Genomic DNA, 12,398 nt, shown 5'->3' with positions numbered 1-12,398 from the left:
CAGCTGGGCGGGACCTTACCTACGAGTGATGTCGAACGACTCGTTGCAGACGACGCCGTGCACGGGTCCGTCGAACTCGGCCTTGGCCTCACTGATGACGTCCTCGCGGGACGTCCACGGCGGGATGTGCGTCAGCAGCAGCTCTTTGACGCCGGCCTCGCGGGCCGCGCGTCCGGCCTCGGTGCCGGACAGGTGCAGCTTCGGCGGACGGTCCGGCGAATCGGTCCACGACGCCTCGCACAGGAACACGTCGGCGCCACGGGCCAGATCGATCAACGCGTCGCAGTAGCCGGTGTCGGCCGAGTAGACGAGCGTCGCGCCAGACGGATCAGTGAACCGCATGCCGTAGGACTCTGTCGGGTGACACACCAGCCGGGGCGTAACCGTCAGCGCGCCGATCTCGACGTCCTGACCGTCAACCCAGACCTGGATATCGAAGATGTCGGTGATGTCGTCGATCTCGCCACCCTCGGGCGACGACGCCGCACCGAGCCGGTGCCAGGTGGCCGCCGGGCCGAACATCAACGCGCGGCCAACCGGAGGATTCGGGTGATACCGCCGCCAAACAAAGAGCCCGGGCAAGTCCAGACAATGGTCGGCATGCAGATGTGACAGCAATATATTTACGGCGCCCGGATCAGCATGACGCTGCAGCGCGCCGAGCACCCCGCCACCGAAGTCGATGACCATCGGTGTGGTGTCCGGCGCGGTCAGCAGATAGCCCGAGGCCGGAGAATCCGGCCCACCCACGCTGCCGGAGCAACCGAGAATGGTGAGGCGCACACCCCTAGCTTGCCACGTCAACACGTCCTGCGACGAAAAGACGCCACCATTGGGCGGCCAGTTTCTCGATTGGTCCCGAAAGCGATACCGATCACGCTTCCGGCAACACCGCGTGCGGCGAATTCCGAATTCAGCAAATTACGTCGGAAGTGACGGCAGGGCTGAACCCTTACGCCGTTCGCGCGCTTCCCTTTCCGGACTGCTCAGCAAATACGCGGCGAGCACGCCGGCGATGCCGCCGCACAGATGGCCCTGCCACGACACGCCGAACGTTCCCGGCAGCGCGCCCCACAGCACACCGCCGTAGACGAACAACACGATGATCCCGACGACGATCTGCCACGCATGCCGCGTGAAGAACCCGAACACGATGAGGAACGTCAGCCAGCCGAAGATCAGCCCGGACGCCCCGATGTGGACGGACTCCACGCCGCGCGGCGCACCGATGTTGCCGATCAGCCAGGTCCCGAAGCCACCGAGAATCCAGATGATCAACGTCGCCCCGAGGAAGCGACCCATGCCGGCGAGCGTCACCAGGAACCCGAGCACCAGGGCCGGGCCGGTGTTGGCGATCAGGTGCGCCCAGTCGGCGTGCAGCAGCGGCGCCCACAAGATGCCCCAGAGCCCGTCGGACTCGAGTGGGCGGATGCCGTCCTGATTGAGCCGCTGCTGATGCAGTGCATCCCAGCCTTCGATGAGCCACAGCAGCGCGACGAAGCTGACGATCGTGACGCCGCCGACCTTCCACGTCGCGGGCGGCTTCGGCTTCGACGACGTGGGAGACAAGTCGTAGCTCATAGGGCCAGGTTACCGGCGCAACGCCCTATCCGAAGGCTCCCGGCAACAGGTCGCGGTAGGTCGGGATATCGGCGATCGATTCGGCGGCCAGCACGCCGACCATGACGGCGGTCGCGAGGGCGTCGGCGGCGGCCGCCCCGATCTCGGAGATGAGTCGCGTCTCGGGATTCATCTGCTCCGGCGTCGCGGGGTCGGGCTCGATGTGTACCTGCCCGGTCGCCAGCGCGAAGACGGTATCGCCGTCGACGGCGGTGTGCGCCGGACGGATGGTGTGCGCCAGCCCGTTGTGCGCGGCGACGGCGACCTTCTTGCAGCCGGCCGGGCTGAGCGCGGCGTCGGTCGCGACGACGGCAATGGTCGTGTTGAGCGGCTTCGGGTTCTTCACCCGGTTCGCGTACGCCTCGATCTGGTCGGGCGGCGGCGGCCGCAGCCCGAACCGGGCGATCTGGTCGGCCGACCACGGCAGACCGGTCTGCGGGTCGACGACATGGCCCGCCGCGTTGACGATGACGAGCGCGCCGACCGTCACGCCATTGTCGAGCGTCACCGACGCCGTGCCCAGGCCGCCCTTGAGCGCTCCGGCACGCGCGCCCGCGCCCGCGCCGACGTTGCCGGTAGCCACGTCGGTGCCGGCCTGCTCCGCGGCCTGATAACCCCACTGCGCCGTCGGCCGGTTCGCCCACGCGCCGACGGGCAGGTCGAAGATCACCGCGCCCGGCACGATGGGCACCCGTCCGCCGGGCATCTTCACCCCGCGGTCGTGTTCCTCCAGCCAGGTCATGACGCCGTCAGCGGCGGCGAGCCCGAAGGCGCTGCCGCCGGTGAGCACGATCGCGTCGACGTGCTGCACGCTGTTGGACGGGTCGAGCAGGTCGGTCTCGCGGGTGCCGGGCGCTCCCCCGCGGACGTCGACCGCGCCGATGGTTCCCGGCGGGGCGACGACGACGGTGGTGCCGGTGGCCCAGCCGCCGCCCAGGGTGGCGTCTTCGATGCGGTGGTGATTGCCGACCAGGATGCCGGCGACGTCGGTGATGGAGCCCGTCACCGCTCGTCCAGCAGGCTCAGCACCAGATACTCCTGCAGATACGTCAGCCACTGATACACCTCCAGATGCCCCGCCATCGGATGGTCCGGTGAAAGCCGTTGCGGCCCATCGGGTCCGATGTCCAGCATGGCGCCGAGCGCCAACCGGACGTCGTTGATCGCGGATGCCCAGGCCTCGGCCTGTTCCTCGGTCAGCTCGAATTTACCGGCCGGGTTCGGCAGTGAATCCAGAAGCCGTTGCGCGGCTTGCCGTTTGGCGTCGACGATGGTGGGCTCATGCAGGCTGCGCAGGGCACCGTTGAGGCTCTCCCCGGCGGCGCGGCCGTCCGGGTGCTTGGCCGGGTCGTGGTAGAAGTCCGGCAGCAGCCGGCGCATGGTGTCGTCGTCAGGGGCCTGCGACGGTCCGATCTTCATGCCGGTCAGTTCGGCGAGTTCGTCACGCGGTGAGGAGGATTCGCGCTCGTCGAGCATCTCGATGAGCGAGCCGACCAGATTGCGCAGCATCTGGACCTCGTGCGCTTCCAGGCCGGACTTGATACGCACGCCCGACGACGTGTTGACGCGCTTCCACTTGCGCACGCTCAGCGGTCCTGCTGCATGGTTGCCCACAGTCCGGCTGCGTGCAGTTTGGTGACGTCGACCTCCATCGACTCCCGGCTGCCGGCCGAGACGACGGCCTTGCCCTCGGTGTGCACCTGCATCATCAGCTCGGTGGCGCGCACCTCGCTGTAACCGAACAGCTTCTGGAAGACGTACGTCACATAGGTCATGAGATTCACCGGGTCGTCCCAGACGATGGTCACCCACGGACTGTCCAGGCCGGCCACCTCTTCGACATCAGTCGCCGGGCTTGTCCGCGCGACTACCGTCGACGAGCTGGCACCGAGAACCATGAGCCCAGAATAGCCGGGTGGTCGCGGCTCGCAGAACCAGTACGGTGAGGTCTGTGACCGCCGCGTTGCTGACCGACAAATACGAGCTCACCATGCTCGCTGCCGCCCTGCGCGACGGCACCGCACATCGCCGCGCGTCGTTCGAAGTGTTTGCCAGGAGACTGCCCTTCGGGCGCCGATACGGTGTGGTCGCCGGGACCGCGCGGTTCCTTTCCGCACTCGCCGAGTTCCGGTTCGACGACGCGGCGCTGGCGTCGCTGGACTTCCTGGACGCCGAGACGCTGCGCTGGCTGGCCGACTACGAGTTCCGCGGCGACATCGACGGCTACCCCGAAGGTGAGCTCTACTTTCCGGATTCTCCCGTGCTGTCGATCCACGGCACGTTCGCCGAGTGCGTGATCCTCGAGACCCTGGTGCTGTCAATCTTCAATCACGACACCGCGATCGCCTCGGCCGCCGCCCGCATGGTCAGCGCCTCGACCGGCCGGCCACTCATCGAGATGGGCTCGCGGCGCACGCACGAGCAGGCGGCCGTCGCGGCCGCGCGGGCGGCGTACATCGCCGGGTTCTTCGCTTCGTCGAACCTGGAGGCACAGCGGACCTACGGCGTCCCCGCGCGGGGCACCAGTGCGCACGCCTTCACCCTCGTGCACACCGCGGCGAGCGGCCCCGACGAGGTTGCCGCGTTTCGCGCCCAGGTCGACGCGTTGGGCGTCGGGACGACGCTGCTCGTGGACACCTACGACATCACCCAGGGCGTGGCCAACGCCGTCGCCGTGGCCGGACCTGAGCTCGGTGCGGTGCGTATCGACTCCGGCGACCTCGGCGTCATGGCCCGCCAGGTGCGCGACCAGCTCGACGGGTTGGGCGCGACCAAGACCCGCATCGTGGTGTCCGGCGATCTCGACGAGTACTCGATCGCCGGCCTCGCCGCCGCGCCGGTCGACGTCTACGGCGTGGGTACGTCGGTGGTGACGGGCTCCGGTGCGCCGACCGCGTCGATGGTCTACAAACTGGTCGAGGTCGACGGCATGCCAGTGGCAAAACGCAGCAGCCACAAGGAATCTCACGGTGGCCGCAAAGCCGCGATGCGGCTGGCCAAGGATTCGGGAACCATCGTCGAAGAGGTGGTGCACCCCGCCGATGCAGTGCCCACCGACGACGGGCGGGTGCTGACGGTGCCGCTGGTCCGTTCGGGTGCGGTCGTGTACGACTCGTCGCTGGACGACGCCCGCGCCCGCGTCGCGGCCGGGCTGCACAGCTTGCCGTGGGATGGTCTCAAGCTCTCCGCGGGCGAACCGGCCATCCCGACCCGACTGGTGGGCGCGTGAGCCGCAAGACCGATCCGACGGTTTCGGGGCTGTTGTCCATCGCGGTATCCGCCCTCGGTGGCGCCGAACGCAGCGGCCAGATCGAGATGGCCGAAGCCGTCGGCAACGCCTTCGACAAGGGTGAGCACCTGGCCGTCCAGGCCGGCACCGGCACCGGAAAGTCGTTGGCGTACCTCGTCCCGTCGATCGCGCATGCGATCGCGTCGAATCAGCCGGTTGTGGTGTCGACGGCGACCATTGCACTGCAACGCCAGTTGGTCGACCGCGACCTGCCCCGCCTGGCCGATGCCCTGGCTCCGCACCTGCCCCGCCGCCCCGAGTTCGCGTTGCTCAAAGGCCGCGGAAATTACCTGTGCCTGAACAAGGTTCACAGCGGCGCAACCGTCGAAGAGGATCTCCCGCAGGAGGAACTGTTCAACCCCGTCGCCGCGTCGGCATTGGGCCGCGACGTCAAGCGGCTCATCGAGTGGTCGTCGGACACCGAGAGCGGCGACCGCGACGAGGTGGTGCCGGGCGTGCTGGACCGGGCCTGGTCACAGGTCAGCGTCGGCGCCCGCGAATGCATCGGCGCCACCCGGTGCCCTTACGGCACAGACTGTTTCGCCGAGAAGGCCCGCGCCAAGGCCGGCGCGGTCGACGTCATCGTCACCAACCACGCACTGCTGGCCATCGATGCGATCTCCGAGGTCAACGTCCTGCCCGAACACCAGCTGCTGGTGGTCGACGAGGCCCACGAGCTGGTCGACCGCGTGACCAGTGTGGCCACCGGCGAGCTGTCCGCCACGTCCATGGCGGTGGCGCACCGCCGGGCCGCCCGGTTGGTGGAACCTGAACTGGCAGAACGTCTCGAGGCTGCCATCGCCACGCTCGGGTCGGCCATCCACGACATGGAGCCCGGCCGCATCGACGTGCTCGACGACGAACTGGCCACGTACCTGACGGTGGTCCGGGACTCGACGGACAAGGTCAAGATGGCGATCGATACGGCGCCGTCGGATCCCACCGCGGCCGCGGCGCGCAGCGAGGCCGTCACCGCGCTGACCGACCTGAGTGACACCGCATCGCGCATCATCGACTCGTTCGTGCCGGCCATCCCCGACCGCTACGACGTGGTGTGGCTCGATCGTGAAGAGTCCAGAGGCTCAGTGCGATACATCCTGCGCGTCGCGCCGTTGTCGGTGGCCGGGCTGCTCCGTGGCCGGTTGTTCGGTGAGGTGACCGCGGTGCTGACGTCCGCGACGCTGACCATCGGCGGGCGCTTCGAATCGATGGCCCGGGCGTGGGGTTTGTCGGTGCCCGAGGACTCGACCGCGACACCGCCGAAGTGGAAGGGCATGGACGTGGGATCGCCCTTCTCCCATGCCAAGTCGGGCATCCTCTATGTAGCCAAGCACCTGCCGCCGCCGGGCCGCGACGCCGCTCCGGCCGAACAGCTCGACGAGATCTACGAGCTGATCACCGCCGCGGGCGGACGCACCCTCGGACTGTTCTCGTCGATGCGGGCCGCGAAGGCCGCGGCCGAGATCATGCGCGAGCGCCTGGACACCCCGGTGCTCTGCCAGGGCGACGATTCGACATCAACCCTGGTGCGCCGCTTCACCGAAGACGCCGAGACCTCGTTGTTCGGCACGCTGTCGCTGTGGCAGGGCGTCGACGTGCCCGGGCCGTCGTTGTCGCTGGTGATCATCGACCGAATTCCGTTCCCCCGCCCCGATGATCCGCTGTTGACGGCGCGACAGCGGGCCATCGCGGCGCGCGGCGGCAACGGGTTCATGGCGGTGGCGGCATCGCACGCGGCACTGTTGTTGGCGCAGGGCGCCGGGCGGCTGCTGCGCAGTGTCAACGACCGCGGTGTCATCGCCATCCTGGATTCGCGGATGGCGACGGCCCGTTACGGCGGGTTCCTGCAGTCGTCGCTGCCGCCGTACTGGTCGACCACCGATCCGGTCCGGGTGCGCAGTGCGCTGGAGCGGCTGGCCGCGTCGAGCTGACGGGGCTCTCGAGCGAGAACCCGTGCGGCGTTCGCGTCGAGCCGCCGGCGGGACGCGGCCAGGGTCAGCGCGCCTACAGCTCACGCTCGAGCCGCAAGGCACCGAGGTCTCTCCCCACCATGTCGCCCCCGGACCTGTCAGCAATGGCTGACATCGTCAGCATGTGGTGACACTGTCAGCACATGCTGACGGGTCCAGGCGCGACATGTCCCAGACAGAGCCGACACGCCGAAAGTCGGTCACACCCCACGCAACCGCGCGACGTGCTGGCGCTGCAATTCAGCTGCCCGCGTAAGGAATTCAGTGATCAGCTCCAGTTGTTCGGCGCTGTAGCGACCGAGCAGGGTGCGCTCCCCCTCAGCGACCAGCGGGCCGATCAGTGCGAACGCACGCTCGCGCGCAGTCGCGGTGGCGTGGACCAGGAGTTTGCGCCGGTCGGTGGGGTGCGCTGAGCGCGTCACGTAACCGACCTTCTCCAGGCGGTCGAGCATCGTCGTGGCGCTGCCGGTGGTCAGACCCAACCGGTCGGCCAGCTCTCGCGGCGTGAGGCCGGATGTCTCCTGGATCAGGATCTCGAGGCATCGCGCATCCGTCGTGTTGATGCCGAGCAGGCGCGCGACCTCGCGGTCGAAGTCATCGACCGCCGCTTGGTAGTCCTGCACCGCCGCACCCAAACGGTCGGCCACCGGATTTTCGCTTGACAATCGAGCAATCCACCTTTCATTCTATTGCTTGATGATCAAGCTATCTGATCGTCAAGCCATCCGGGTACGAACCGAGGAACGCGTATGACCGAAGCACTCATCATCGGCGCCGGAGTCGCCGGCCCGGTGCTGGCCATCGCGCTGCAGCGCGTGGGTATCGACGCGCACCTCTACGAGCGTTCCCCGTCGGGTGCCGATCTGCGTGGGGCCTGGCTGAACTTCCAGGCCAACGGCATGGACGCGCTGCGGGCCGTCGACGCGGCCGGCCCACTCGAGAACCTGGGCTATCCCAACGACACCATCCGTTTCATCACCGGCAGCGGTAAGGAGCTGGGCCGCATCCCGATGGCCGCAGAACGCCCCGACGGGCAACTGTCGGTCATGATGCGTCGCGCGGATCTCTACCGGGAACTCAATACGCTGGCCGCGGCACGTGGCGCGCGATACGACTACGGCAAGGAATTCGTCTCCGCAACAACGGCTTCCGACGGCCGGGTCCGGGCTCAGTTCGCCGACGGCAGCAGCGCGACCGGCGATCTGCTCATCGGCTGCGACGGTATTCACTCCACGGTGCGCCGCACGATCGATCCGGCGGCACGCGCGCCCCGCTACGTGCCGGTACTCAACGTCGGCGGCTACATCCCCGACTTCACCGTCGACGTGCCTCCGCGGGAATTCCGGATGCAGTTCGGCACCCGCTGTTTCTTCGCCTGGTTTCCCACCCCGGACGGCGGCACCGTCTGGTTCGCCAACCCGCTGCTGGCGCGCGAGCCTGCACGCGGCGCCTTGTCCGACATGACCGATGCCGACTGGCGAAACTGGCTGCATCAGTTGATGTCCGGCGACGTCGGGCCGGCGCACGACATCATCGACGCCGCGCCCGGCCCGATGGTCGGGTGGGCCACCTACGACCTGCCCGTGGTGAAACGCTGGCACAACAACCGCAACCAGATCATCATCGGCGACGCCGCCCATGCCACCGCGCCCTCGGCCGGCCAGGGCGCGTCGATGTCCGTCGAGGACGCCGTGGTTCTCGCGCAGTGCCTGCGCGATTGCCCTGATATCCCAACGGCATTCACGACGTTCGAGTCGCTGCGCCGAAGCCGCGTGGAGAAGATCGTCCAGCACGGGCACCGGTCGGCCAACAGTAAGGCCGCGGGACCGGTGGGCCGGCTCCTTCGTGACCTGGTCCTGCCGGTGGTGTTCCGGCAGGCGGCGAAAGACGGTGGCCGCTCGATGATGTGGTTGCAGGGCCACCACATCGACTTCGACCAGACCATCCAGCCGGCGGCGCGCTAGACGGGCAGCCGCACCACGAACCCGGATTCCAGCGCCACCCACAGCGCGCCATCGCGATCGACAGCCAACCCGTGCGGCTCGCTGCCGGGCGGCAGGTCGAAGGTCGAGACCTCCCCATCAGCGGTGACCCGCCCGATCGCGTCGGCGCCCCACAGGCTCACCCAAACGCCGTCGGCCTCATCGGCGACCACCGCGTGCGGCTTGCCCGGCAGGTCCAGTTCCTGGATGGCGTCGTTCAGCGGGATACGGCCCAACTTATCGGCGCCAATTGCGGTGAACCACACCGCATCATCGTGGGTCGCGCAGATGCCGACCGGCCCCGCCGAAGGTGTCGGCGTCGGCCGGGTCGAGAGCTTGCCGGCGACCGTCACGCGGCCGATCGCGGACTTCTGATTCAGCGTGAACCACAACGCGCCGTCACCACCGGCGGTGATCATCGACGGCATCCCGCGCGGCACGGCGACCACCTCCGCGACGCCGTCGGCACCGACGCGGCCGACGGTCCCGGCGTCCATGGCGGTGAACCACACCGCATCGTCGGGCCCGACGGTGATGCCGAACGGCGCACTGCCCGTATCCAATTCGACGAATGACAGGGCGCCGTCACCGGTGATCCGGCCCAGCCGGTCGGTGCCGGCGCAGGTGAACCACACGGCACCGTCGGGACCCGCGCAGATCTGCATCGGGCGGCTGTCGGCGCCGACGTCGAACCGCCGCACGTCACCCCGGGCGTCGATGCGGGCCACCGAGCCCGCCGTCACCAACGTCACCCACATCGCGCCATCCGGGCCGGCCGCCAGCGCGTACGGTCCACCATCGACCGCAACAGTCAGTGCACTCACGCCAGCGTGACCAGCCCGAGCTCGTTGTCGGCGGCCAGTAGCGCGTTGTGCGGCAACACCCGAACGGTGTACCCGACGGGTCCGGCCACCGGCAGCGGCGTGGTCGCCGAGAACACCTCGACGCCACCCTCACCGGAACCGGTGTGTGCCATCGGCACCGTCACCGGGTCGACCAACTGGTCGCCGGCATCGACCCGGCCCAGAACCGCTTGCACCACAACTTCATCGGCGCGCAGACCGGCCAGCTGCACCGTGGCGGTCAGCGACAACTCCGAACCCAGCAGCGGCGTGTCGGGCAGGCCGTAGCTGTCCACGTCGGTGATCTGAATCTTCGGCCACGCTTCGGTCACCCGTTGGCGATAGGCCGCCAGCGAGCGGGCCGCACCGAACGGCACACCGTCGATCGGCTCCACCGTGCGCCGGAACGACCGTGCCGCAGGGGCGTAGTACTTCTCGGTGTAGTCGCGCACCATGCGCGACGCCAGCACCTTGGGTCCGAGCGACTGCAGCGTGTGCCGCACCATCTCGACCCACCGCATCGGCACGCCGTGCTCGTTGCGCTCGTAGAACTTCGGCGCCACCGAGTGCTCCATCAGGTCGTACAGCGCCGCGGCCTCGAGGTCGTCGCGACGCGTCTCATCGGTGACGCCGTCGGCAGTCGGGATTTCCCAACCGTTTTCGCCGTCGTACCACTCGTCCCACCAGCCGTCGCGGATCGAGAGGTTCAGCCCGCCGTTGAGCGCGCTCTTCATGCCCGAGGTGCCACATGCCTCCAGCGGACGCAGCGGGTTGTTGAGCCACACATCGCAGCCCCAGTACAGCAGGCGGGCCATCGACATGTCGTAGTCCGGCAGGAAGGCGATCCGGTGCCGCACCTCGGGCCGGTCGGCGAACTTCACCACCTGCTGGATCAACGCCTTGCCGCCGTCGTCGGCCGGATGCGACTTGCCTGCGACGATCAGCTGCACCGGCCGCGACTCGTCGAGCAGCAGCTTTTCCAGCCGTTCCGGGTCGCGCAGCATCAACGTCAACCGCTTGTACGTCGGCACTCGGCGCGCGAAGCCGATGGTCAGCACCGAGGGGTCGAAAGCGTTTACGATCCATCCCAATTCGGCTTCTGTGGCGCCCCGCTCGAGCCACGAACGGCGCAGCCGGGCGCGCACATCGGCGATCAGCATCTCGCGCAGCTGGGACCGGATCCACCAGAGGTGACCGGGATCGACGTCGTGCAACCGCTGCCACAGCTGCGGCTCTCCGGCCGCCTGATCGACGGCCTCCATCCCCTCGACGCCGACCAGCTCGCGCCCCAACTCCAGCCATTGCGGCGCGGCCCAGGTAGGCGCGTGCACGCCGTTGGTGATGGACCCGATCGGCACCTCGGACTGATCGAAGCCCGGCCACAGTTCGTTGAACATGCCGCGGCTGACCCGGCCGTGCAGCAGCGACACCCCGTTGGCGCGCTGTGCGAGCCGTAAACCCATGTGCGCCATGTTGAATTTGTCCGGGTCGTCCTCGGCACCGAACGCGACCACCCGGTACAGCGGCACCTCGGGCAGCAGCGGCGAGGCCACGGTGTCGTCGAAGTAGCGGCGGACCATCTCCACCGGGAACCGGTCGATGCCCGCGGGCACCGGGGTGTGGGTGGTGAACACCGTCGACGACCGGACGATCGTCAGCGCTGTTTCGAAGTCCAGTCCCGACCCGCTGATGTACTCCCGAATGCGTTCCACGCCAAGGAAACCCGCGTGGCCTTCGTTCATGTGGTAGACCTCGGGCGCCTGGATGCCCTCGATCTCGGTGAATGCCCGGATCGCGCGGATGCCACCGATACCGGCGAGCAGCTCCTGCTTGATCCGGTGCTCCTGGTCGCCGCCGTACAGCCGGTCGGTGACCGAACGCAGCTCGTGATCGTTCTCCGGAATGTCAGAGTCGAGCAGCAGCAACGGAACTCGCCCGACCTGCGCCACCCACACCCGGGCCCGCAGCACCTGCGATTCCGGCAGATTCAGCGACACCAACGCCGGCTGGCCGTCGGCGCCGGTCAGCAGCCGCAGTGGCAGGCCCTGCGGATCGAACGACGGATAGTTCTCGTTCTGCCAGCCGTCGGCCGTCAGCGACTGCTTGAAGTAGCCGGACCGGTAGTACAGCCCCACCGCGATCAGCGGCAGGCCGAGATCCGACGCCGACTTGAGGTGATCGCCCGCGAGGATGCCCAGACCACCCGAGTAGTTGGGCAGCACCTCGGCGACGCCGAACTCCATGGAGAAGTACGCGATGCCCTTCGGCATGGCGGGGCCGCCGTCCTCGGCGAGGTCGGCCTGCTCCTGGTACCAGAGCGGGCGGCTCAGATAGCTGTCCAGCTCGGCGGCCCGGTGGTTCACCCGGCAGACGAAGTCGTCGTCCGCCGCCAGTTCGTCCAGCCGCGCCGGGCTGACGGCCCCCAGCAACGCCACCGGGTCGGCGCCGACCTGTTCCCACAGCACCGGATCGATCTCCGCGAACAGCTCCTGGGTCGGTGTATGCCAGGACCAGCGCAGGTTGATGGACAGCCGCTCCAGGGCGGCGAGGCGTTCGGGCAGGTGGGCACGGACGGTGAACCGGCGGAGGGCTTTCACACGAGCCAACCTTACTGACATTTTTTTCACGTGCAGGGTCAGTTCAGCGACTGTGCACAACGCATCCAGCCGCTCACTGCCCCTGTGGTGTCATCGGC

11 protein-coding genes are annotated in these 12,398 nt (G+C 68.3%); 3 read left to right on the top strand and 8 right to left on the bottom strand.

Annotated features, from left to right (window positions below; translation table 11 throughout):
* Positions 1–15: 15 nt before the first annotated feature.
* From VXD91_RS06980 to clpS, 5 genes are all read right to left on the bottom strand, one after another.
* Positions 16–783: a cyclic nucleotide-degrading phosphodiesterase gene (locus tag VXD91_RS06980; RefSeq protein ID WP_061007274.1), complete on the bottom strand. Its 768-nt coding sequence runs from the start codon at positions 781–783 to the stop codon at positions 16–18.
* A gap of 138 nt (positions 784–921) precedes the next feature.
* Positions 922–1,581, bottom strand: a complete 660-nt coding sequence (locus VXD91_RS06975; RefSeq protein ID WP_226521073.1) for a rhomboid family intramembrane serine protease — start codon at positions 1,579–1,581, stop codon at positions 922–924.
* A 25-nt stretch (positions 1,582–1,606) separates the two neighbouring features.
* Entirely contained in the window at positions 1,607–2,626 is a 1,020-nt protein-coding gene (locus tag VXD91_RS06970; protein WP_267325361.1) for a P1 family peptidase, read from the bottom strand.
* A complete protein-coding gene (locus VXD91_RS06965; protein WP_267325362.1) occupies positions 2,623–3,204 on the bottom strand; it encodes a DUF2017 domain-containing protein in 582 nt (193 codons plus the stop codon). Before VXD91_RS06965 ends, VXD91_RS06970 begins: the two co-directional genes overlap by 4 nt.
* A gap of 2 nt (positions 3,205–3,206) precedes the next feature.
* Positions 3,207–3,518, bottom strand: coding sequence for an ATP-dependent Clp protease adapter ClpS (clpS, locus tag VXD91_RS06960; RefSeq protein WP_133428166.1), 312 nt, complete (start codon positions 3,516–3,518; stop codon positions 3,207–3,209).
* 44 nt (positions 3,519–3,562) lie between these two features.
* Here clpS and VXD91_RS06955 point away from each other — a divergent pair, with 44 nt between their 5' ends.
* Both VXD91_RS06955 and VXD91_RS06950 read left to right on the top strand, forming a co-directional pair.
* Positions 3,563–4,849: a nicotinate phosphoribosyltransferase gene (locus VXD91_RS06955; RefSeq protein WP_346415043.1), complete on the top strand. Its 1,287-nt coding sequence runs from the start codon at positions 3,563–3,565 to the stop codon at positions 4,847–4,849.
* Entirely contained in the window at positions 4,846–6,840 is a 1,995-nt protein-coding gene (locus tag VXD91_RS06950) for an ATP-dependent DNA helicase (RefSeq protein ID WP_346415042.1), read from the top strand. Before VXD91_RS06955 ends, VXD91_RS06950 begins: the two co-directional genes overlap by 4 nt.
* A gap of 239 nt (positions 6,841–7,079) precedes the next feature.
* Here VXD91_RS06950 and VXD91_RS06945 read toward each other — a convergent pair whose 3' ends face one another.
* The gene (locus VXD91_RS06945; RefSeq protein ID WP_346415041.1) at positions 7,080–7,526 is read right to left on the bottom strand and encodes a MarR family transcriptional regulator; all 447 of its coding nucleotides are present in this window, start codon (positions 7,524–7,526) and stop codon (positions 7,080–7,082) included.
* Positions 7,527–7,628: 102 nt separating this feature from the next.
* On the opposite strand from VXD91_RS06945, the gene VXD91_RS06940 reads away from it, so the two are divergent.
* Positions 7,629–8,843, top strand: a complete 1,215-nt coding sequence (locus VXD91_RS06940; protein ID WP_346415040.1) for an NAD(P)/FAD-dependent oxidoreductase — start codon at positions 7,629–7,631, stop codon at positions 8,841–8,843.
* Here the strand turns inward: VXD91_RS06940 and VXD91_RS06935 are convergent.
* Both VXD91_RS06935 and VXD91_RS06930 read right to left on the bottom strand, forming a co-directional pair.
* Positions 8,840–9,685, bottom strand: coding sequence for a virginiamycin B lyase (locus VXD91_RS06935; protein WP_346415038.1), 846 nt, complete (start codon positions 9,683–9,685; stop codon positions 8,840–8,842). The two genes, VXD91_RS06940 and VXD91_RS06935, sit on opposite strands and share 4 nt — an antisense overlap.
* The gene (locus VXD91_RS06930; RefSeq protein WP_346415037.1) at positions 9,682–12,300 is read right to left on the bottom strand and encodes a glycosyltransferase family 1 protein; all 2,619 of its coding nucleotides are present in this window, start codon (positions 12,298–12,300) and stop codon (positions 9,682–9,684) included. The genes VXD91_RS06935 and VXD91_RS06930 overlap by 4 nt, the downstream gene beginning before the upstream one ends.
* Positions 12,301–12,398 lie beyond the last annotated feature (98 nt).

It is taken from the genome of Mycobacterium sp. SM3041 (genome assembly GCF_039668335.1).
In the GTDB taxonomy this organism is placed as follows: Bacteria; Actinomycetota; Actinomycetes; order Mycobacteriales; family Mycobacteriaceae; genus Mycobacterium.
The sequence above is the reverse complement of the archived record's forward strand: the minus strand, read 5'-3'. Positions and strand labels throughout refer to the sequence as shown.

Coding starts and splice junctions, on each gene's coding strand:
- clpS (WP_133428166.1), bottom strand. CDS start 3,518: ATGGTTCTCGGTGCCAGCTCGTCGACGGTAGTCGCGCGGACAAGCCCG.
- VXD91_RS06975 (WP_226521073.1), bottom strand. CDS start 1,581: ATGAGCTACGACTTGTCTCCCACGTCGTCGAAGCCGAAGCCGCCCGCG.
- VXD91_RS06940 (WP_346415040.1), top strand. CDS start 7,629: ATGACCGAAGCACTCATCATCGGCGCCGGAGTCGCCGGCCCGGTGCTG.